Source organism: Nitrosomonas mobilis, from assembly GCF_900103035.1.
Classification (GTDB): domain Bacteria; phylum Pseudomonadota; class Gammaproteobacteria; order Burkholderiales; family Nitrosomonadaceae; genus Nitrosomonas; species Nitrosomonas mobilis.
Map to the genome: position 1 here is coordinate 1 of NZ_FMWO01000111.1, position 23,436 is coordinate 23,436.

A 23,436-nucleotide genomic window follows, 5' to 3' on the forward strand; every position below is an offset into this window, starting at 1 on the left:
TTAGAATAAGCTGTTATAAATAAGCATATTTTGGTAAATTAAAGTTGTTTTCTAGATGTATATTTTTCATCCGGGAGGTTTTGATGGAATTTAAGCTTCGATTTACTGAAAAAGAGATTACTGCCTGGGGAGGAATGGGCTTGATGAAACAGCTGTTAGATCGCATAGGTTTTTCCAGCGCAGTTGAATCATGTGACTTACCACAGCCTGGGAGTAATCGAGGTTATGCGCCGCACCAGTTGATTCTGCAGTTCATGCTATCCATATGGTGTGGTGCCAATCGGTTTGAACATGTAGAAATCACACGCCATGATCCAGTGCTTAAGAAGCTGTTTGGTTTTAAGCGCATGGCCAATTTCAAGGCGATTATGCGACTTTCCAGGTGATTTGATCAAGCGACTTTGATGAGAGTTTTTAGTCGTCTATATCGTTGGTTTTTCGACAATCTGCAGGTTAATTACTTGACGCTTGATCTAGACTCAACGGTGATGACGCGTTACGGGCAGCAGGAAGGCGCGGCTCGTGGTTACAACCCACGAAAACCGGGACGTTGCTCACATCATCCACTGATGGCCTTTGTTGCAGACACACGCATGATTGCGAATCTCTGGTTGCGGCCAGGTAACAGCCATAGCGCCAATAATGTGCTTTCGTTTTTGGATGATAGTCTGGATAAGTTGGGCGATAAGCGAGTCGCATTGCTTCGAGCTGACAGCGGTTTTAGTGAACGGGCATTTCTGGATGATTTGGATCGGCGCGGCATGAATTATTTAATTGCATTACGCTTAAACCAACCCTTGCAGAGAGCATTAGTCGATGAAACAGGTTGGTGGAAATTGGATGATGGTATTGAGTTAGTTCGCTTTAATTACCAGGCACCGAGTTGGGACGAGCCACGTCGGGTCGTGGGTATTCGTCAAAAAACAGACGAACGTGCTAACGCCAAGGGCAAACAACTCTCCTTATTCGTAGATGATGCTGTTTATTCTTAGTATCGTTATAGCGTGATCGTCACCAATATAGACTTGCCTGCAGCAGAACTTTGGCGTTTATATCGTGGTCGTGCAGATTGTGAAAACCGCATCAAGGAACTGAAATATGACTTTGGCGGAGATAGCCTCAATCTCAAGAACTTCTGGGCTACCGAGGCGGCTTTGTTGACGGTTATGATGGCTTACAATTTAATGAGCCTGTTTCGTCAGGGGGTAATGAGAAGCAACACCGTTTCTGATAAGCCGGATGTTCAGCATACCCTAAAAACGCTACGCTACAAGCTCTTTGCCAAAGCAGCTTACATCACAAATGACGGGCGAAAGAAAATCATAAATATGGCCGTTGCTATGCAACATCGTGAGTGGTTTGAAGGGCTCTGGGACAAGTCCAAGTCCTTTGATTTGCCCGTGAAATTTAAGCCCGTCTTCTCCCCTTAGAAAGTTCTAATGGAAAATCTGGGCTAATAGTAAATATGATACCGTCAAATTACTCGGCTTGGCATTGCATTTTGAGAATGTTAAATTTTTCGACAAACATCATTAGGGGAATTCAGTTGCAGTTGATTCCAGATCAGAAAAAAACCCGGCCAGAAACCGGGTTGGTAAATACGTATTTAGCTTTTATTAACTTCATTGTTCAGCGAAGCACAAATGCGTGCTTCTTCTATAAGAATACGTTTTTCACGCACAATGCCTGCGTATCACTTCGCCCACCGAGCCAATAACTAGCGCCAGTGAGACAGCGCCAGGGTCGGGCGTACCGATGCTTTTTTCTGCGTGCGGACGGGCACGACCGATTCTCGGCAGCAGATCGCGGGTTTTTTGTGCTGCGTCATGCGCGACATCGGCTGCATCTTTCCAAGCAACGGCTACTGAAATCCCGCGCGCTACCGCCTGATCAAGTGCGGCTGCAAAGGGTTGCAATACATCGACCAGCGTTTTGTCACCAGGTTGCGCCTTGCCGCGTTGTTTTACCTCGCTCAAGGCAGTGGCCACACCCGTTGCAACGGTTGCGGTATCGGGCATCACCGTGTCGCCGAGCACATGACCAAGACTGCAAAGCATGACACCCCACAGCGCGCCGGATGTACCGCCCGCGCAAGCAGCCCAGGCATCGCCGGCTGCCGTCAGTAATGTTCCCGCACCCGCCTGCGCGGCGCGGACTTTTCTGGCGGCATCGACAGCAGCTGTCAGTCCGCGCTGCATGCCGATACCGTGATCGCCATCGCCCGCAACGGCATCAAGACGTCCGAGTTCTTCCCGTTGTGTATCGATGATATACATTGCCGATTCGAGTGCTTCCAGAATGACTGCTGCGGCTTTTTGCGAGTCACGGGAACCGGTTGTCACATGCTGTCGGGCAATTGGTTGTATAAGCGCAGTATGCCCAGCAGGATCATCCAAAGGCCCTGACACAATGCTCCGCTTGAACGCTGGTGTATCCGCCGGAGCAAGCCAGTAGTGTTCGAGTTCATCATTCAACCAGAACAGCGTCAGCGAAACGCCGGCCATGTCAAAACTGGTAATGACGCGATCAACAACCGGTTCGACAATAACCAGTCCACGCCCGCGAAGCAATTGATCGACCCTGCGATAGACGACATACAATTCCTCCTGCGCCACGCTGCCCAGACTGTTCAGTATCGCACCGACACGCGCACCTTCCGGATGATCGATAACTGGCGGAATATCCTGCATCAGTTTGTCGAAGAGCATCTCCGCCAGACCATCGGCATCAAGTGCATCCATCTGATGCAGGCCGGGTTCACCATGTATGCCCATGCCGACGGCCATCTTCCCGTGCGACACGTCAAACAGCGGTTGCCGGGCGCCCGGCAGCGTGCAACCTGAAAAAGCGACGCCCAGCGTGCGGACGCGCGCATTGGCTTCAGTCGCAATGCGGCAGACTTCATCCAGCGATTCGCCGGCGTCAGCCGCCGCACCCGCAGCCTTAAACACCGGCAGCGTTCCGGCAATGCCGCGACGTAGATGTCGCTCCGCTGGCGGTGCGGCAGCAATGTCATCGGTCACCACCACTGCACGCACATCAATACCCTGCGCCTGCAAACGTTCCTGCGCCTGGTTGAAATTGAGCACATCGCCAGCGTAGTTGCCATAGCAGAACACAATGCCGCCGCCCGTATTTGCGGCCAGCGCCACGTTGCAGATTTGATGCGCCGATGGCGAGGCAAACACATTCCCCATCGCTGCACCATGCGCCAGCCCCTGGCCCACCAGTCCGCCGAATGCCGGATAATGCCCGGAGCCGCCGCCGATGACGACAACGACCTGCCCCGGTTTTGCTTTGTGACAACGAATCACCCCGCCATCGACCGGAAGAATATGGTTCCGGTGCGCTGCCGCAAATCCCTGGATCATTTCGTTTACAAACGCTTCTGGTTGATTAAAGAGATAGGTCATTATTTATCAATATTCAGAAACAACTAGATTAGATTTCGTTAATTTTACTTTGTCAGATTACTCCAGGGCTACTTTCCGTCGGGCAGAAGACTGTTTAGCATTGCGCCTCTTCTGATGCCGCTTATAAATAATTTCAGCCAGCTCTTCTACTGTAAGCTGCCTTCGAGGCAGCATGGTGATCAACTTCGCTCACTTCGCCCATACGCAACACATTCGTCCATTCAGACTGAAACAGTCCGCACAGATAGCCGTAAAATGTTGCCGTCGCATCGCGCGTCGAGGATGCGTAAATGATGAACATGAAGATAAATGCGCACCAAGTACTTCTGGAAGCCCCTGAAGAGCAGATTTGAGAGATTGTTCGGTATCTTTACGACATTTCCGTTATTAATATATATAAAACAAGGTGTTATTTTATGGAAATTCCGTACTCGGTTAAGGTCTTGTTAATCTGACAAAGTAGAATGAACGTTTCGCAAATGGCTTTCAAACATCATTTTTTTGATCTCACCGGATTATTTTTGTGTAACCATGTTTGCAATCATATGATTATGTTTTTAGCGCATCTGAATGCATAACCATCATTTTCTCAATCTGCATATCTCTAAACGTGCCCGGGATTCCGCCAATACCGAGCCCTGATTGTTTTAATCCGGAAAACGGCATCCAATCGACTCGAAATGCAGTGTGTTCGTTAATCATTACTGCAGATGCTTTTAACTGGTTAAAGGCCTTCATTGCCCGATCGATATTTTTTGTAAAGATACTGGCCTGAAATGCAAATGGCAACGCATTGGCCCGGCGTATCGCTTCGTCAATGTCATCGTAGGGATAAATGCAGACAACCGGACCGAATATCTCCTGCTGACTGACTTTGCAGTGACCGGGTGGATCGTACAACAAGGTTGGTTGAAAGGTTGTTGGCGACAATCTTTTTCCGCCTGCTTTTATCAGCGTACCAAAGCTGCTCACTTCGTTGACCCAGGATTCAATGCGATCGACCTCACCTGGACGAATCAACGGACCCACATCCGTGGAGTCCAGTTCCGGATCGCCTACACGCAACGCATTAACAGCTTCAGTAAATGCATCAGAAAAAATTCCGGCGATCGATTGATGCACGAAAACACGCTGCACCGAAACGCAGACCTGCCCCGCATGATAAAAACCGCCTTTGGTTAACTTCGGAATCATGGTGTCTATGTCGGCATCTTCCGCGACGATCACTGGTGCCGCGCCGCCATGTTCCAGCGCGCATCGAGTACCCTCCGCCAGTTTTGATCGCAGCATCCAGCCGACCTTCGCGCTGCCGATAAAACTGACAAAACCAACCAGCGGCGAAGTCACCAAATGTCCGGTAGTATCGGTATCACGCGTCATCAGGCACTGGCAGTGCTCCTCAGGCAGCCCCGCCTGATACAACAAGCGTACAAAATGAAAGCAGGATAATGGGGTGTCTTCCGCCGGTTTCACAATTACTGGGCAGCCTGCCGCTATCGCCGGTGCTACCTGATGAACAATCAGGTTTACGGGATGATTAAACGCGCTGACCGCAGCCACCACACCAATGGGTTCGTAATGCGTGAAAGCCAGCTTGAACGCAGAGGCTGAATTCAGATGCATGGGAATTTCCGAACCGGAAGCTGTTCTCAGTACATCGATACATATCTGCAATCCGTCGATGGCCCTTGTGACTTCAACACGCGAATCCTGCAATGGCTTACCGCCTTCTTTTGCGGCTTCCAATGCCAGAAATTCAAAATTTTCGGCCATTAACTCTGCTGTTTTTTTTAGAATTTCCAATCGTCTTTCTTTTGTAAGCCAGCGCGATCGATCTTCAAATAATGAATGGGCATTGTTCAGAGCAAGGTTCACGGTATCCTGATCCGCAGTCGCCACGGTTGCAATCGGTCTGCGGTCATAAGGCGCGTACACCGTAAGCGTCTCTGTACTTTTTGCGGCGCCGGGGATGAATAAATCAAAATGTTGCAACATGATAAGGTGTCCTGATGTTCTTGTGATTTGTTAAATCTCTTTTTGGGCGGCTTCCGCCATCAATCAAAAGATCGGCTTAACATTCTGATTTCCTTGTTCAGAATTCTATCGTTATCGGTATAATCCACGGCGAGCTCAATGACATGCACACCCGGTTCGGAAAAGCAGGTCCTGATACGCGGCGCCAGTTCATCGCTGGTTACGATTCTGTAGCCATGCGCGCCGTAGCTTTGGGCGTACTTGACAAAATCAGGGTTGTTATAATCCAGTCCAAAATCCGCGAATCCCATATTGGTCTGCTTCCATTTGATCATGCCATAGGCGTTGTCTCTCAGAACCAGGATAACAAGGTTCAGATTGAGGCGCACCGCCGTTTCAAGTTCCTGTGAATTCATCATGAACCCCCCGTCGCCGCAGATGGCGACAATTTTTCTCTCAGGATAAACAAGGCTTGCCGCCATGGCGGAAGGCAGGCCAGCGCCCATGGTGGCAAGCGCGTTATCGAGTAAAATGGTATTGGGTTGATAGGCCTTGTAATTGCGCGCGAACCAGATTTTATACACACCGTTATCGAGCGCGATGATGCCATCATCCGGCATGACTTTTCGCATCTCGGCAACCAGGCGTTGTGGGTACATTGGAAAATGCGGATCGTCGGCTCTTTCCTGCAGATGCGTTTCCAGCTTCTTTTTGACTTCCAGCAGGTAGGCAAAATCCCATTTCGGCTGTGGCTCTATCTGTGCTGTCAGGCGTTCGATGCTGCTGGCAATATCACCAATGACCCCAAGCTGCGGGTAATAGACCGGATCAATGGTGGCAGTGATATAGTTGACATGCATGACCCGGGCACAATTTTCTTTCATGAAAAAAGGTGGTTTTTCCACGACATCGTGACCGACGTTAATGATCAGGTCCGCATGATCAATCGCGCGATGCAGGAAATCATCGGTAGACAATGCCGCCGTACCCAGAAAAAGCGGACTTTGCTCGTCGACAACACCTTTTCCCATCTGAGTGGAGAAAAACGGAATGCCTGTTTTTTCAACGAAAGCCTGCAATCGGTCGCATGTCCGCTTTCTGTTAGCGCCCGCGCCTATCAGCAATACTGGACATTCTGCATGCTCTATCATTTCGATAGCCGCTTCTATCGACCGGTTGTCGGCAACGGGGCAACGAAACAAACTTTTTTGAATAACCGGCATATCGCTGTTATCGGAAGCGATATCTTCAGGAAGTTCAAGATGTGACGCGCCCGGGCGCTCATCTTCGGCAACACGAAAGGCTTCCCTGACATGCGCCGGAATACTGTCTGCGCCGTGGATTTGACGCGTATATTTCGTTAATGGACGCATCATGTCGACTACGTCTACAATCTGGAAGCGGCCCTGCTTGCTGCTTTTAATAGGTTTCTGTCCGGTAATCATCACCATAGGCATTGCCCCAAGCTGTGCGTAGGCTGCGGCTGTTACGAGGTTGGTTGCGCCCGGTCCCAGAGTCGCTAATGATACGCCCGCCTTACCTGTTAAACGACCGTAAGTTGCCGCCATAAAGCCTGCTGCCTGCTCATGCCGGGTGAGAATAAGCCTGATCGAAGAATTCCTCAGCGAGTTTAGAAAATCAAGATTTTCTTCCCCGGGAATACCAAAAATATATTCCACGCCTTCGGATTCCAGCGCTTTTACAAAAATATCGGATGCTTTCATGAAACCTCAGCTTATATGCACTATGAATTGATAACAGTCAGGCCTTCGCTGCTCGCCTGCACAAGATTAGCAGGAAAAAACTGTCGGCCGAGGCTTCCTTGCCATATTTTTCCAGATATTCCGGGTAGGGCTCATGCAGACATCCGAACGGAAAATTCACCGGTGGCGCAGCAGCTTGCGCGATTTATAAAATGACAGACACAATACAACGATGCAGAATTATTCTGCACCACGATTTTTCTATTCTTCCAGTATCAGCGCACCGTTCAGAATAAAACTATTCATGGTGGCTGCACAGGCAAAAGTGTTTACAGGCAATAAAACAATGACTAAATATATGTCTGGATATCGTTTTATCATAGCTATCATCCTCTTGTGCCGTTGATGTATGCGGCAGTTAATGGATCGGTGGGGGACTCAAAAATATGCTGGCAGCGGCCAAATTCAATCAATTGACCTGCGGCTCGCTCCTTGACCCAGAAAAAAGCCGCATAATTCGCAATACGGCGCGCCTGAGCCAGGTTATGCGTCACAATGACAATGGTGTAGTGACCCTGCAAGCGGCTGATCAGATCTTCCACTACGCCGGAAGCCATGGGATCTAGCGCGCTGCATGGTTCGTCCATCAGCAGAATTTTCGGGCGTAAGGTCAGGGCGCGCGCAATACAAAGACGCTGCTGCTGACCGCCGGACAAAGCAAGTGCGGTCGTATCGAGACGATCGCAGACCTCGTCCCATAGTCCGACGTCACGCAACACCTGCTCACTGATAGCGTCGATTTCAGACCGCCGTGTGACGCCATATTCACACAATGGCAAAGAAAGATTGCGTCGAATGGAAAGAGGAAACGGCGTTGGTTTCTGAAACACCATGCCAACTTTCTGCCGCAATGCCTGCACATTGCTTTCAGTCGTGTGAATATCTTGACCATCAACACGAATATGCCCCCCAATCACACAATTTGGAATTAAATCGGTCAATCGGTTAATGGCTGATAAAAAACTCGTTTTGCCACAACCGGAAGGGCCAATCAGCGCAGTGATGCAGCCACGGTAGATGTCCAATGTAACCTTATCCAACGCGGTTTTATCACCGTAGCGAAGTGAGAGATTTTCAACCTCAATGACAGGCTCCGGGTCACAGCAAGCCGGGCCCATCTGCAATGGCCCTAACGTAAAACCACCCTCTTTGCTGGATATGGCCTGAGCTGTCACGGGTTTATTGGGATTCATTCTAAAATTGTATTTCTGCGCTGCCAGCTTTGTACAAGCTGCATGGCAAATATATTAATACACAGCAACATGGCCACCAGCACCAATGCCGAAGCGTAAGCAGGAACATCACCGCCCGGCACATTCATCGATAAATCAAAAATATGTAACGCCAGTGCGCGCCCGGAATCCAGCAATGAGCCCGGCATCCGGTCGACATAACCACTGGTAAATAACAAGGCCGCTGTTTCTGCAACTGCACGCCCGATCCCCAGCAATAATCCCGCCGCGAGCGCGGGGGCTGCGATGGGTAACAATAAACGAATGAGTGTTGCGGCACGCGTCATGCCCAAGGCGGCCGCTGACAATCGATAGCTATCGGGTACCGCACGTAAACCGGCTTCAGCGGTACTAACCAGTATGGGCAATAACATACAGGCCAGCGTCAGTCCACCGGACAGAATTGAAAATCCCAACCCCAGATAAATGCTGAAAAAAGCATTGCCAAATAATCCAAAGACTATGGAGGGAACACCGGCCAGGACCTGTAAACTATAACGAACAAGCATGCCGAATTTGCTGGTAGCGGGCACATATTCCGCAAGCAATGCCGCCGTTGTCCACGCTAACGGCAATGCCGCCCCCAGTGCAACCAGCAAGATCAACATAGTAGAGACCAGGATAGAACCAATCCCTCCTGCGCGACCGGCATCACGCGGTGATTCAATCAGAAAATTCCACGACAAATGAGCAAAACCACCGCGCAGAAGATCAACCAGAATCCATAAAAAGACAGCGCAGACCGTCAACACAGCGAGATAAACGAATATTTGTACCAGACGATCAAGATAAAAGTGCCGCCATCTCCTTGCATTGGTTTTAAGCACGATGACCTCTCCCCCACCATCCGGCCATGCCAGAAAGCATCATCACCATCAACATTAATAATAAGCCCGAAACAAACAGCACTGCACGATGATCACCCATGGCATACGCCATTTCCAGCGCAATATTCGAGGCCAGCGTCCGAATAGGATCAAACAATCCATCCGGATATTGCACCACATTACCAGCAACCATCAACACCGCCATCGTCTCTCCAATCGCGCGACCCGTTGCCAATATAATGCCCGCGACAATGCCCGTTCGGGCTGCAGGAAACGCCACACCACGAATCATGCCCCAGCGTGGCAACCCCAGAGCAGTCGCATTGCGCAGGAATTCATCAGGAACCGCCATTAATGCAGAATAAGCAGTCAATGTAATTGTCGGCAGTATCATTAACGCCAAAATCAGAATAGCGGCCAATAAGCTGGCGCCGGGCGGATGAATTTGATTGATCAGTGGAACCAGCGTCGTTAATCCCCAGAAGCCAAAAACAACCGATGGAATCCCTGCCAGCAATTCAACCAGGCGCTTATACCATTTGGCCAAACGTGGTGATGCGTAATAAACAATGAAAAGCGCCGAGGCAATCCCCAGCGGGATGGCCAGCAGTAACGCGCCAGTACTGGCATAAAGCGTGCCCGCCAGCATAGGCATCAGATGATAGGCGCCTTCCAGTGGATGCCATGAAGTATCTGTAAAAAAACGGGCTGGTGATATTCGACCCAGCAACGACCAGGATTCCAATATCAGAAAAATTACGATCAGCAGCATCACCAGTGCCGAGATTACGGCACCCATGCTTAAAATACCGCGCAACAACGAATCAGTTAGCCTCAACCGAAAAAAAATATTGTATTTCGACCAGATCATGGATTTGTACTCAACGAACAAATTTTATGAAACGTGGATTCTTAGAGGTGCCCTATCATCATATTGAAGTGTGCGCTTCATCTACCAGTTACCGCAATGCCGCCGCAATTTCTCTGAAACTGTTCAACCCTGCTTCCAGGTTATCGATGATCTCTAATGCCAGTTCATCCGGCTCGGGCAAGTTGTCCAGATCAGCAAGGCTCTTATCTTTCAACCAGAAAATATCCAGACTGGTTTTGTCGCGTGCAATGATTTGCTCGTAACTGAATTTGCGCCAACGGCCTTCCGGATTATTCTGCTCGTTCCACAACTCTTTGCGCTCATGGCGGTTTAGCGGGTTGTAGCAGGCAATGAACTCTTGCAAATCCTCAAAGCGTAATGGCTTCTTTTTCAGCGTGTGGTGAATGTTGGTGCGGTAATCGTAGTACCACACCTCTTTCGTCCACGACTCTTTGCTCGCCGCACGATTGTCGAAGAACAGCACGTTCGCCTTCACGCCGTTGGCGTAAAAAATGCCGGTGGGCAAGCGCAATATGGTGTGCAGTTCGGTGGTTTCCAGCAGTTTCTTACGCACTGTTTCACCCGCGCCGCCTTCAAATAGCACATTGTCCGGCACCACCACTGCCGCACGTCCCGTGGTTTTCAGCATGGTGCGGATGTGCTGCACAAAATTGAGCTGCTTGTTCGACGTGGTTGCCCAGAAATCCTGCCGGTTGTAAGTCAGGTCGTCCTTCTCCTGCTCACCATCATCATTCGTAAAGCTCATCGAGCTTTTTTTGCCGAAGGGCGGATTCGCCAGCACGTAGTCGTAGCGTTTGCCGCTATCGGCCACCAGTGCATCGTTGGGTGACACCATACTGTCACCGTCAATCTCGCCGATGTTGTGCAGAAACATGTTCATCAACGCCAGACGGCGCGTGCCCGCCACGATCTCGTTGCCGTTGAACGTCTCGTGCTTGAGAAAGACCTTCTGCGTTTTGTCCATCTGGTGCTCCTTCACCAGAAAATCATAGGCTGCCAGAAAGAAACCGCCCGTGCCGCAGGCCGGGTCGGCGATGGTCTTGTTTGGCTCCGGGCGCACACATTCCACCATCACTTTAATCAGCGCACGTGGCGTGAAGTATTGCCCTGCGCCGGACTTGGTATCTTCTGCATTGCGTTCCAGCAAGCCCTCATAGATGTCGCCCTTCACATCCGCACCCATCGTCACCCACTGCGTCTCGTTCACCATGTCGATCAGGCGATACAGCTTGGCCGGATCTTGAATCTTGTTCTGTGCCTTGGTGAAAATCGTCCCCAGCATCCCCGGCTTGTTGCCCAGCTCGCGCAGCAACGTCACGTAATGCACCTCCAGCTCCGCACCGCGCTTGACCTTCAGGCTTGGCCAGTTGTACTCGATGGGTATGCCCACCTTGCGGTTATACGGCGGCTGGCTGTACTCGTCCGCCATTTTCAGAAAGATCAGATAAGTAAGCTGCTCCAGATAGTCGCCATAGCTCACGCCGTCGTCACGCAACGTAGTGCAAAAACTCCAGACTCTGGAAACGATAGATGCAGTTGCGTTCATATCCTGACCTCAAATAAGCCGTCATTCCCTGTCATCCTCGTGAAGTCGGGGGACAAGCCGGAATCCATGCTCACAAAATGTCCAACCACAAATCTTTCCATGACGGATTCACCTTTTCGATCAAATTTATTTTCCATTGCCTGTTCCATTTTTTGAGTTGCTTCTCTCGCTCAATCGCTGCCAACATCTGCTCATGTAATTCGTAATAAACGAGAGAGTGCACCCCATATTTTTCAGCAAACCCTTCAACCAGATCATTCTTGTGCTGCCAAATTCGTTGAATCAGATTACTGGTTACACCGATATACAACGTGCCGTTATATCGACTCGCCAGAATATAAACCGCAGGCTGCTTTTCCATCACGCAACCCTATTTAATCTGTCACTCTCTGTCACCCTCACGAAGGTGGTCAGACAGATCGTCATTCCCGCGCAGGCGGGAATCCAGCCTTTAAATGACATAGATTCCCGCCTTCCCCCCGCCTTCGCGAGGGTGACGGGGAATGACAGTGCGGGTGTGCACAGTGTCGCTAACCACGCTTACTCTTTGGGCGAACGGCCAAGTTTTTCTTGGCAGTCGCCCGCTCCGTCTTTATGCGCGCCAGCAATGCCGAGGCAGGTTCGTCGTTCGGGTCTTGCGGCACCAGCTGGCCGGAGAAGGCCTTTTTCAGGATGGACTGGCGCAGGGCTTCGGCTTGTTGCAATGAAGCGGTGATGGTTAGTTCGAGTTGGTCGATCTCAGAAAGATGGGCTCCAAGATGTTCTGATATTACTATTTGCTCATCAAGTTGCGTCAAGGGTATGGGTGTCAATGAAACATCAGTTTGGTTAATGCTAGCTTGATTAACCGCATGCTTGGCATTCGCACACAACCTTTTTCGCCCAAAATGGCTAGACAAATATGATGTCACAAAAAAAGTGGAAACTAAACTGGCAGTAAATGTCGTCTTCATGATGTTGCTCTCAAACACGACAGGCTCTGCCAACCCTTTTACCTCGCAGCATTTCCCAAGATACTCAATGCTGTTTACACGGTTGATAAGAATATCGCCGGCATGTGCGGTGAAGGTCTTTATTTCATCTACGGAAAGCTTAACTTTTTTGAAGCCCGAAGTTCTGCATAAAGTGCCATCATAAAAATCATCGATTCGAATAATCGAAAATCCTGATCCATAGTAATCCGCTGATTTATATATTCCGTTCTTCGGACTATCTGAAAAAACCTCGCCCAATCGAACCCACAGCCACCCATTCGGCAGTACGGGCAATTCGGCCAATTCTTCGGCGGTGAGCGGCGGCAGGGATTTCGGGGTTTTGGGTTTGCTGCCTTGTTTGCCGGCGGCTTCCCATTCGGCGAGTTGTTGCTGGTGGCGTTGCGCGCGTTCTTGCTGGATGCGCTTGAGCAAGGCGTCAGCGGTTTCCAAGGGGTAGTCATTCCCTGTCACCCTCGCGAAGGCGGGGGGCAGGCGTGAATCCATGTCATTCAAAGGCTGGGCCCCCGCCTTCGCGGGGGCGACGGATCGTTTGGCACGTCGCTCTGCGCGCCACTGCGCCGTGAGCTTGCCCTCGAAGGCGTGTTTCAGCAGCGCCTGGCGATACACTTTGAGCTGCGCGCGGGCGGTTTTCAGGTTTTCGATGCCCTTGTCCAACTCGGAAAACAGTTCCTCGATTTTGGCGACGATGCGGTGTTGTTCGTTGAGTGGTGCAACAACAATCTGAAACGATTTTAATTTTTTCTGATTTATTGAAGATTGATTTACTGCTCTTTGTGCAGCGTCAATAAATACACCCTTAGCTCTCAGATGCTTAAATTGATAATTCAGGAAATCTGAGGAGAAGTGTTCGACAGGACGGATCAGAAGAATGTTTATTCCGTGAATCAGTATATCAACTTGATTTTTAAATAGACCTGTTTTGCCAAGATGAGCATCGCTGTTTATATGGCTGAGAAGAATATCTCCAAACTGAAGAGCGTATTTCTCAACAAACTCTTTGTCGTTTTCTTTGATGTATTTGACTCTTCCAAGGTCAATATTTTCGTTCCAAATAGTTTCGATTCTACAAATTGGATACCCGAATTTCTCTTCATATTGAATAACGTTAGCACCATTGCTAATCTTAAGAAGAACATCATCAAGCTCACAGGTAGTCCAGTTTTTCGGCAATTTATTCATATTCTGGACTTGCTCCATTTCTACACCACCAACACTTCATTCAATTCATCCAGTAACGATTCCATTTTCGCACCAAACAACTGATACATCCTGCCCAGCCCGCCTTGCCCATCAAATGGTGACATTTCCAGATCGTCGCGTTCGATGTGGAAGGAGTTGGCGACGTGGTCGCGGATCATGCGCAGCCAGTCCATTTGTTCTTCGTTGAATTTTTCTGTGCCGCCAGAGTGGAGTTTCATCACCCAGTTCTGGAAGTTGCGGCGGACGGTGTCGTCGAAGGTGGAAAGCTTTGCATCCATGCCGCACACGCGGCGGATCAGCGCGACCAATGCGGTGAGCTCGCTGATCGGCTGCGCGCCTTGGTAGTCGTCCAGCTGACGGTAGGCTTGCCACACGCGCAACGGCGCGAGTTTGGGTTTGTCGGCTTTGAGTTTGTCCAACACCTGGCGGATCAGGTCGAAGCTGAGTTCACGCCGCCGGTAGGGCTGGCTGAAGAAGATGGTGAGCGCGGCGATGTTGTCCTGATTCGATTTCAGGTAATCGGCGAATTCGTCGGTGAAGGCTTGCGCGTTATTGGCGGCGTCTTTGTCCCATTCGGCACGCACCAGGCCGTCGAGGTTGTCATGGTCTATGGTTTGCTCTTTGTCGCGGCGGATGGTGTCGATGAGTTCGATCAGTTCGCCATTCAGCACTTTTGCGGATTCGCTCACTAATTGCTGCTGCGCCTGCTGGCGTTGGTCGTCGCCGGGGTCGCTGCCGATGGGTTGTCCGGCCAGCGACAGCGCGCGGGCTTCGATGTTGTCGGCATCTATCGCGGCAAACAGTTTGCCGACCAGCTGGGTGAGTTCCAGTCCGCCCGCCGCTTCGCGGATACGGCGCTGGTCATCAACGTCCAGTTGCTTGTTGAATCGCGCCAGACGACCGGCCAACGAACTAACAATGTCTTCATCGGTCGCGCCCATCATTACCTGCATCGCCAAATCCTTGAGCGCCACAGTGGGTTTGGTGATGAGCGGCTGGCTGGCGGTCTTCAATGACCGCGTAACGCCGATGGCATCGACGATAACATAGTGGGTCTTGGCGCTGACGGCGGAGGGGGTGACTTTTTTCAGGTCGTCCATGTCCAGTGTGCGCGTGCCGCGGCCTTTCATCTGTTCGAAGTAGTTGCGGCTTTTTACGTCGCGCATGAACAGCAGGCATTCCAGCGGTTTCACGTCAGTGCCGGTGGCGATCATGTCTACAGTGACGGCGATGCGCGGGTAGTAGGCGTTGCGAAAATCCGCCAGCACTGACTTGGGGTCTTCCTCGATCTTGTAGGTAAGCTTTTTACAGAAGGCGTTGCCCTCGCCGAACTCTTCACGCACAGTCTGAATGATGTCGTCGGCGTGGCTGTCGGTCTTGGCGAAGATCAGGGTCTTGGGCACTTCGGTGCGTCCGGGGAATATCTCTGGCAACTTGTCGCGGAAGGTGCGAATGACGGTACGGATTTGATCGGGGTTGACGATGTTGCGGTCCAGTTGCTTGGCGGAATAGGCTTCGTCTTCGTCCTGCATTTCCCAGCGTTTTTTGCGGGTAAGCTTTTCGCGCCGTTCAACTTGCTGCTGCGCATTGATTTGCGCGCCTTGCTGGGTGATCGTGGTTTCGATGATGTAGATTTCATTGCCGACATTCACGCCGTCGGCCACGGCTTTTTCGTGGCTGTAATCGCTGACCACGTTCTTTTTGAAGAAGCCGTAAGTACGGTTGTCCGGCGTGGCGGTGAGGCCAATCAGGCTGGCATCGAAATAATCGATTACCTGTTGCCACAGGTTGTAGATGGAGCGGTGGCATTCGTCGATGAAGATGAAGTCAAAAAACTCCGGCGGAACTTTTTCGTTATAGACCACCGGCATCGGTTCCTTGCCTTGCTTGAGCTCTGCCGGGTTGATTTCTTCGGTGGCTTCATCCAGCGGCGTGTCTTTTAGGATGGAATACAGGCGCTGGATGGTGCTGATGCACACCTGGCTGTCTTTGGCGACGAATGAGGATTTGAGTCGTTGCATGTTATACAGCTCAGTGAATTTTCGGTTATCGTCCAGTGGCACGTAGGACATCATTTCCTGTTCGGCCTGTTCGCCGAGGTTTTTGGTATCCACCAGAAACAGGATGCGCGCAGCCTTCGCGTATTTGAGCAGGCGGTAGATGGAGGTGATGGCGGTGTAAGTTTTGCCCGCACCAGTCGCCATCTGGATCAGGGCACGTGGACGGTCGGCCTTGAACGAGGCCTCCAAATTGGTAATGGCGATTTCCTGGCAATCGCGCAAGCGCAGTTCCCTGGCGGGTAGATGATCCGGGTTAAGTACAGGGATGCGCTGTAAGCGTTCGCGCAGGCTGTCGTCTTGAGCCAGCCATTCCTTTATTGTTTCGGGGCGGTGGAAGCTGAATACTTCGCGCGAGCGCGGCCTGGGGTCGCGGCCATCGGTGAAGCGGGTGATGATGCCGGTGCTCTCGTACAGGAAGGGCAAAGGTTCTTTATTGTTGACCCACTTCAGCCTGGCCGCTGCGTAGCCTTCGGTTTGGGTTTCATGGGCGGTAAGCCGCTGGCCTTCTTCTTCACGCTTGGCCTCGATCACCCCCACTGCTTTTTTATTCACGAACAGCACGTAGTCCGCCGGGCCGACATCGGTCTGGTATTCGCGTACCGCCTGACCCAGCCCGGCATTCAGGTCAATCTTCCTGGCCGACTGCACAACCCAGCCCGCCTGGCGCAGCAGGGCATCTATGGTGTCGCGGGCTTTTTGTTCGGGATTCTGGTTGTCAATCATCGCGAAGATATTTCATATGGGTACATCTAAAAATCCAGGATTCCAAGCAAGACCGAGCGCGAATAAAAAATGTTGATGCAACATACAACGGTGAATCAGTCAGTTCTGACGGGAACAAAATATTGCGCTTCGACCAGATCATGGGTTTGTCGCGACCGGGAAAATTCAATGAAACGCCGGGCTAATCGCCCCGGTTTGCGAGAGGTAATCAAATTGAGCGGACGGGACAATGGGAAAGTTCCATTTCGCACATTGTCAATCGTGGCATCCACTCCATCCAGCGGCAGCAACTTGATCGGTACACCCCGCTTGATTTCATATTCAGCCGCGCCTATCGAGACATAGCCAATGGCATTTGGGTTGCCTGCAACGGTCTTGATACCTTGTGGATTATCACCGATGATGGCATGCGGCTTGATCTGACTGTTTTTCAGTTCAAGATAATGCAAAAACAATTCCAGCGTTGATCGTCCCTCGGCTTTATTAACCACTGTAATGCGAGCGTCTGCTCCATCTACCGATCTCCAGTTGGTTATTTTGCCGGTATAAATATCAATGATCTGCTGCTTGCTGAGCGTAGTAACCCGATTATTGGCGTGCAAAATAATACTGATGCCATCCAGTGCAATTGCAAAAGCATGCAAATCAGTTTCATCCGGCTTGAGCGCGCGCGATACCATTCCGATGTCAGCCGTGCCATTGCGCGTATCGTTGATGCCACGGGAAGTCCCCCCGGTTTGAACGTCAATCCGCACGCCAGGATTCACAGTCTCAAACCGCCGAGCCATTTCGCCCACTAATGGCGCTACGGTACTTGAACCTGTCAGCACCAATCTATCGGATGCGGCGTTTACGCAAGTCAATCCGCTCAATCCAAGGGCAAAGAACGCAATGAAAATCAATAAGATTGTTTTGCTGCCTGACATGTTCATTATCATCCAATGAGAGCATCTTGCCAAAGCTTGGCGGCTACTGCCGCATTTACTGATACCAGCAGAACCCATGCTAAAAGCAATCGTTTCATTAGCATTCTGCTAACCTCTTTGTTTGGTATGAAATTTCTCCACCCATTTCAGCAGCCATTGCGGCGCGTGAACGCGCTTCCATTCTCCAGCTGCGTATTTATTCGCTTCTGACCAGGTTGGGTAGGTATGGATGGTGCCAAGGATTTTATTCAGACCCAGGCCATGCTTCATCGCCAGCACAAACTCTGCCAGCAAATCACTGGCGTGTTCCCCGACAATGGTCACCCCCAGAATTCGATCCTTGCCCGGCACGGTCAGCACCTTAACAAAACCATGCGCGGCTTCATCTGCAATGGCCCGATCCAGATCGCTCAAATCATAGCGCGTCACTTCAAAGGCAATACCTTGTGTCCTCGCCTCATTTTCCGATAATCCCACGCGTGCAACTTCCGGGTCGGTAAATGTTGTCCATGGAATAACCGAGTAATCAACTTTGAAGCGTTTGAAATCACCAAACAAGGCATTGACCGACGCATACCACGCTTGATGTGCCGCCGTGTGCGTAAACTGATATGGCCCAGCAACATCACCGCAGGCATAGATGTTGGGATAGATGGTTTGTAACCTGGCATTGGTTTCAATGGTACGCCTTGATGAGATTGGTATGCCCAATTCTTCCAGGCCAAAGCCCTCCGTGCGGGGCACTCTGCCAACCGCACATAGCAAGGCATCAAATGGCAACACGGTCTCCTCGCCCGCCTGGTTACGCACAATCAGGCATTGTGTATTCGCATCCTTTTCACAGCGCACGGCTTCAGTCTGCGTCAGTATTTGCACACCATCATCCTGTAATGCCGTCTTAACCAGCGTAGCTGCGTCGGCATCTTCGCGCGCCATCAAATCACCCATCTCTACCTGTGTTACCTGGCAACCCAGTCGAGCAAACGTCTGGGCCAGTTCACAACCAATGGGGCCACCACCTAGCACAACCAATTGTTCAGGGCGTTCAGTCAGTGACCAGATCGTATCCGATGTGTAGTAACGAACGGTTTCAAGACCTGGGATGTTTGGAATTGCGGGGCGCGCACCCGTGGCAATGACAATGGCACGCGTGCTCAGGGTTTGACCGTTCACTTCTACTGACCAAGGTGAGGTGATGGTCGCTTTTCCTTGCAATACCTCAACACCCAGTTTCGTGTATCGTTCTACCGAATCATGCGGCTCAACTGTACTCACAACTCGCTGTACGCGCGCCATCACATCACTAAATTTGTAATCAACCGTTGCAGTAGTAATACCCAGCGATGCGGAGTTTTTCACTTGTTTCAGAAAAGCTGCCGAATGAATGAGTGCCTTGGATGGCACACAACCGTAGTTGAGGCAATCGCCGCCCATTTTATGACCTTCAATCAATGTTACTTTGGCACGAACAGCCGCTGCAATATATGAAGTCACCAAACCTGCGGCACCGGCGCCAATCACTACCAAATTACGATCAAATTGAGCTGGTTTTGTCCAGCGGGCATATAATCGGTGTGTTCTGATGATCCCCGTTATCCAGCGCGCCAGCCACGGAAAGACTGCCAGCAGTACAAACGATCCGATCAGCACCGGGGACAATACATCCGACAAACTGTCGATCGCGGCCAGCTGAGTGCCCGCATTCACGTATACGGCGGTGCCCGCCAGCATGCCCACCAGACTTGCCCCAAAAAAAATGCGTGTGTGTATGGCAGTCAGCCCCATCAATATATTGATAAGAAAGAAAGGAAAAACCGGAACTAAGCGCAGTGAGAACAGATAAAACGCACCGTCCCGCTCAAGACCGACATCAATGGTTTTCAGCCGACTGCCGAAACGGCGGACAACAACATCCCGCAAAACATACCGTGCTGCCCAGAAAGCCAGCGTGGCGCCAATTGTGGCGGAAACGAGCACCACCGGTACGCCCACCCACAGTCCAAACATAGCGCCGCCCGCAAGTGACATCACCGCTGCGCCCGGCAGCGACAATGCCGCCATCACGATATAAATCAGGGAATAGATGCCAATGGCAAAAAACGGCTGTGCCTGATATAGCTGTTGCAAGTCGTCGCGACTTTCCTTGAGCACCTCCAGACTAAAGAAACGCCCTAGGTCAAAAACAAAAAACAACCCTGTCAATAACCCAAGAAACGCCAGTATCCACCAACGATTTTTCACATTTTTTCTCTTATCATTTCATTTCGCTGCATGACGCACCAAGCCGAAAGCAACTATAACAACGATGATGTTTCATACTCACGGGTACCTGCAGACTCTGAGCTAGCGTTTCTCCCAAGGCATAATCTGGGTCATCATCAACCAAGGTACACGCATACACTTTTGTCCGGCCATTGATCTTGACCACCATGCGACTGAAAGCACACATGAAGTCACGGCGCGATTTCTCGGTCTGAAAATCCGTCATACAACGTTGCGTAATTTGTGGAGCGGACACTGCTGTTTCAGGTGGATAGAATTCTGGAAACTCAACACGCGGCAAGTCCTCTGGCAAACCCGCTGCGCGGAAAACTGCGGCAAATTTCCTGGTAACTTCTTCCGGTGGTATATCGGCGAAAACCTGATTCGCCACCGACAGTGCAAATCCCATGTCATGCAATTTGCGCAAACCTTCCAGCGCCAGAGCGAACATCCCCTCGCCGCGTCCTACATCGTGCTGTGATGCTTCGAAGTGATCCAGGCTGACACGAAAATGCAATTTATGGATGCGTTCACGCAATGATTCCAATTGTGGGAGGCGTTTAATCAGAGGCTCGGTTGCATTGGTTAGCACCAGGCAAGGGCGATATCCCAACGAGTAATCAAGAATACGTACCATATCCTTGTTAATAAAAGGCTCACCGCCGGTAAATGAAAATTGCTTAACACCCAGCGTCAGTGCTTCATCAATATAAGGCCTGGCATCGTCAAAGCGCATCAATTGCAAGCGATTATCGCCTGGCTTTGATCCTTCCAGGCAGAAGGGACACGCCAAATTACACGCAGTGCCAGTATGTAACCACAACTCATCCAGCGCATAGGACTGGATAAAACCACGTGGTTTATCATCGGTCGTGACATACCATAACCTGGAACGTGTACGCTGTTCGTCGGCTGTGGCAGTCACCTTCATTTTCAACAGCACCCGCTGGTCTGCTCGCCAACAGTTGCATCCGCAAATGGAATGCCCATACCACAGCCCGGAAAAATACCGAAATGCTGGTCAAAGTTGCCGTAAAAATCGAAATGTTCCTTGAACCGTGTGTTGTGCAGCATGCGCCAGGTATTGCCACATACTGGAAACTGTTTGCCGGTTTCAATGAAATGGTGCTTGTCCAGCCGGAACGCATGATGATGGTGTGGAATCGTGCCGCGATACACTACCGATTGTCCGTGATCCTCACAAGCCAATTCCAGATCATGCAACTTGAACAGACGATAGGTTGCCGAATAAAAACGGATATTTCCGGTTTTCTCCACCAACTCCGAGTGACTAAGATTAATGGGTCGATCGTCAACCAGACGAGGATCTGTGAAGCCATTTTTACGGGATAATTGCAAAAAATCATTCCAATACAAGGCACCGCTTAAACACTCCCCATACAGCACCGGATCATGCGTCAATACCTCTGGAATACGCCGATCACTGTACACATCAGAAAAATACAACTCGCCGCCGGGTTTCAAAACACGAAAGGCTTCGCGCAATACCGCCGCTTTATCCAGCGCCAAGTTAATAACGCAATTCGATACAATCACATCCACGCTGTCATCCGCCAGCTCAAGCTCGTGCAAGCGCTCGATATAGCCATACAAAAATTGGACGTTACTGCGCTTGTAGCCAAAAGTTTTCTGGTGGTATTTTTCATGCTGACGCGCCACCGCCAGCTGCTCCTCGGTCATATCCACTCCAATGACCTGACCCTTTTCACCTACCAATTGCGACAATACATATACATCACGCCCTGCCCCGCAACCCAGATCCAGGATAGTCAAACCCTCAAGCAACTCAGGCAAAATCAGGCCGCAACCGTAATAACGAGTCAGCACTTCATCGTGCACCCGCGCCATTAATGGCTTAACAAAATTTGGCAAGCTCGTATCCGTGCAGCACGCATCGGTCTGCAAATCGTGAGTGCTGGTCAGCGTTTCACCGTAATATTTTTGTACTATTTCTTGCATAGCATTCCCTATGATTGAAGTTACAGGTACGTTTTGGTAGTCTTTGAAAGATTTCCAGATTGATAAAGTGATGCTAAATCATGCGGTGTAATACCACAGGCAAAGCCCAATGCTAATTTACGATTATTCCAGGTACGCCGCCACCAACCATCACGTTGCCAACGACCAGAATCAACAAATATGGGTTCGCTTAACGGCAGAAATTTCCCTGCGCAACGTGCCCCACGCACTAAAGGCACCTCTTCAAATAAGGGCCAGGGAGCATGGCCCCCAACTTGAAAATAAATCTGCCGTGAGAGAAACAGCCCTTGATCTCCGTAAGGAACGCCACCAAAATGACACCGGAGGGCAATCGCGAATTCCAAAACGCGTGTTGTCCAGGTGCGAGGGGCGTCAAAACGGAAGCGGAAATAGCCACCCACCGCATCTTGCTCAAAAGCTGCCGTCATTGCAGGCAATGGATCCGTTGGCAAGCGAGCATCTGCATGTAAAAACCATAGCACATCACCTTGTGCTAATGCAGCCCCGGCCAACAATTGCTTCCCTCGACAGGGTTCACTGGACAGCCAAATAACACGATACTGATTACAAATTTCGCGGCATTTTTTGCTACCCGCACCATCGACAACAATAATTTCTGTCGGGTAATGTGGCAATTGATGCAACTTTTTAAGCAAATACGCCAATTTCACCTCATCTTTGTAACAAGGAATAATGACGCTAACACTGCACATATTTTATTTTCTTCATTTGAATAAGATTAATGGGCGCCTCTAAAAATTCAGAGTTCTAAGCAAGACTAGGCGCGAGTAAAAAATGTTGACGCAGCATATAATTGATATGTAAGGAAACATTTTTTGTGAGCAACGAAGTATTACGACGAAATATGAATTTTTAGAGGTGCCCTAATGTAGGTCGTGCCAGGCATTGCTTAAAGTTAACCCCCCACAGTCAAGAAAACAATTAATCGAGCCACTAATATACTAAAGATAAATTGCAGTCTCAAATAAGCACGTCTTTCATCTGTAACCTGAATATTAGTCGATAGTAAACGGGTTTCCTTACATCAAATATAGTGACTATTCAGCATAGGATTGCTGAATAGTCGGTTATACCCACCGCACTTCAAATTTTGGCTCTCAAGCGTGACCGACCGATGATTTGGAAGCGATCGGTCAATAGCGAGTGTAGCGAGGCGAGGCGTGGCGCTGGTCTAGTCCGGCAAAGAAGTTGTCGCACGCTGTTTTGAATTGGAGAAGGTTTCGTAGTAGCGCTCATACTACGGTTTTCTTGAAGAATTTCCGGAACCGCTCGATCAAGTTGAGGTTCGGCACATGAGGTGGCGGGAAAACCAGTTCGACTTTGGAATTCGCCGGTAGCCCTTCACTAACTGGGCATGGTAGTAACGGGCGTTGTCACAGATGATATGAATCCGTACGGCTCCTGGATTTTGTAGTTCAATCTGTTGGAGCAGATTGATGGTCGATTGGGCATTAATGGTGTCGTCATTCATAGTGGACGATGGCGCTGAGGTCGTTGGACACCATGATGTTGAGCCGTTGCCGCTCGCCTTTGCGTTAGCGCTTATGATGGTTGCGCATACTTTCTCGATCTGCCATTAGTCATCTGCGCGACTCAGCTAA

The 23,436-nt window shown here is 50.3% G+C and carries 17 protein-coding genes and 1 pseudogene; 2 read left to right on the top strand and 16 right to left on the bottom strand.

From position 1 onward, the window contains the following. Positions 1 to 83: 83 nt before the first annotated feature. Together NSMM_RS14750 and NSMM_RS16675 are read left to right on the top strand one after the other, a co-directional pair. On the top strand, positions 84 to 386 hold the full coding sequence (locus NSMM_RS14750) for a transposase (RefSeq protein WP_090288665.1): 303 nt from the start codon (positions 84 to 86) through the stop codon (positions 384 to 386). Positions 387 to 404: 18 nt separating this feature from the next. Next, a pseudogene (locus tag NSMM_RS16675) lies at positions 405 to 1,430 on the top strand (IS1380 family transposase). A 243-nt stretch (positions 1,431 to 1,673) separates the two neighbouring features. On the opposite strand, the gene NSMM_RS14765 reads toward NSMM_RS16675, so the two are convergent. From NSMM_RS14765 to NSMM_RS14835, 16 genes are all read right to left on the bottom strand, one after another. Continuing rightward, positions 1,674 to 3,413 carry a dihydroxyacetone kinase family protein gene (locus tag NSMM_RS14765; RefSeq protein WP_090288668.1) on the bottom strand — a complete coding sequence of 580 codons (1,740 nt, stop codon included), beginning with the start codon at positions 3,411 to 3,413 and terminating at the stop codon, positions 1,674 to 1,676. A gap of 133 nt (positions 3,414 to 3,546) precedes the next feature. Further along, positions 3,547 to 3,714, bottom strand: a complete 168-nt coding sequence (locus NSMM_RS15835) for a hypothetical protein (protein WP_176753998.1) — start codon at positions 3,712 to 3,714, stop codon at positions 3,547 to 3,549. 248 nt (positions 3,715 to 3,962) lie between these two features. Further along, a complete protein-coding gene (locus NSMM_RS14770) occupies positions 3,963 to 5,408 on the bottom strand; it encodes an aldehyde dehydrogenase family protein (protein WP_090288670.1) in 1,446 nt (481 codons plus the stop codon). A gap of 59 nt (positions 5,409 to 5,467) precedes the next feature. Next, a complete protein-coding gene (locus NSMM_RS14775; RefSeq protein WP_090288671.1) occupies positions 5,468 to 7,111 on the bottom strand; it encodes an acetolactate synthase large subunit in 1,644 nt (547 codons plus the stop codon). Positions 7,112 to 7,476: 365 nt separating this feature from the next. Beyond that, positions 7,477 to 8,343: a phosphate ABC transporter ATP-binding protein gene (locus NSMM_RS14780; protein ID WP_090288673.1), complete on the bottom strand. Its 867-nt coding sequence runs from the start codon at positions 8,341 to 8,343 to the stop codon at positions 7,477 to 7,479. Continuing rightward, positions 8,340 to 9,209, bottom strand: coding sequence for a phosphate ABC transporter permease PstA (pstA, locus tag NSMM_RS14785; RefSeq protein WP_176753999.1), 870 nt, complete (start codon positions 9,207 to 9,209; stop codon positions 8,340 to 8,342). The genes NSMM_RS14780 and pstA overlap by 4 nt, the downstream gene beginning before the upstream one ends. Next, entirely contained in the window at positions 9,202 to 10,080 is an 879-nt protein-coding gene (gene pstC, locus NSMM_RS14790) for a phosphate ABC transporter permease subunit PstC (protein WP_090288675.1), read from the bottom strand. Before pstC ends, pstA begins: the two co-directional genes overlap by 8 nt. A gap of 88 nt (positions 10,081 to 10,168) precedes the next feature. After that, on the bottom strand, positions 10,169 to 11,647 hold the full coding sequence (locus tag NSMM_RS14795; protein WP_090288677.1) for a class I SAM-dependent DNA methyltransferase: 1,479 nt from the start codon (positions 11,645 to 11,647) through the stop codon (positions 10,169 to 10,171). Between the two features lie 70 nt (positions 11,648 to 11,717). Further along, positions 11,718 to 12,008, bottom strand: coding sequence for a GIY-YIG nuclease family protein (locus NSMM_RS14800; protein ID WP_090288679.1), 291 nt, complete (start codon positions 12,006 to 12,008; stop codon positions 11,718 to 11,720). Positions 12,009 to 12,177: 169 nt separating this feature from the next. Continuing rightward, the gene (locus NSMM_RS14805; RefSeq protein WP_218121151.1) at positions 12,178 to 13,821 is read right to left on the bottom strand and encodes a restriction endonuclease subunit S; all 1,644 of its coding nucleotides are present in this window, start codon (positions 13,819 to 13,821) and stop codon (positions 12,178 to 12,180) included. 20 nt (positions 13,822 to 13,841) lie between these two features. Then, entirely contained in the window at positions 13,842 to 16,625 is a 2,784-nt protein-coding gene (locus NSMM_RS14810; protein WP_090288682.1) for a type I restriction endonuclease subunit R, read from the bottom strand. Positions 16,626 to 16,720: 95 nt separating this feature from the next. Further along, positions 16,721 to 17,551: a phosphate ABC transporter substrate-binding protein gene (locus tag NSMM_RS14815; RefSeq protein WP_090288711.1), complete on the bottom strand. Its 831-nt coding sequence runs from the start codon at positions 17,549 to 17,551 to the stop codon at positions 16,721 to 16,723. 108 nt (positions 17,552 to 17,659) lie between these two features. Beyond that, positions 17,660 to 19,792: an FAD-dependent oxidoreductase gene (locus NSMM_RS14820; protein WP_090288684.1), complete on the bottom strand. Its 2,133-nt coding sequence runs from the start codon at positions 19,790 to 19,792 to the stop codon at positions 17,660 to 17,662. A gap of 13 nt (positions 19,793 to 19,805) precedes the next feature. After that, the gene (locus NSMM_RS14825; RefSeq protein WP_245654841.1) at positions 19,806 to 20,756 is read right to left on the bottom strand and encodes a radical SAM protein; all 951 of its coding nucleotides are present in this window, start codon (positions 20,754 to 20,756) and stop codon (positions 19,806 to 19,808) included. After that, positions 20,747 to 21,793, bottom strand: coding sequence for a methyltransferase domain-containing protein (locus tag NSMM_RS14830; RefSeq protein ID WP_090288686.1), 1,047 nt, complete (start codon positions 21,791 to 21,793; stop codon positions 20,747 to 20,749). Before NSMM_RS14830 ends, NSMM_RS14825 begins: the two co-directional genes overlap by 10 nt. A gap of 20 nt (positions 21,794 to 21,813) precedes the next feature. Next, positions 21,814 to 22,527, bottom strand: coding sequence for a TIGR04283 family arsenosugar biosynthesis glycosyltransferase (locus tag NSMM_RS14835; RefSeq protein WP_090288688.1), 714 nt, complete (start codon positions 22,525 to 22,527; stop codon positions 21,814 to 21,816). Positions 22,528 to 23,436 lie beyond the last annotated feature (909 nt).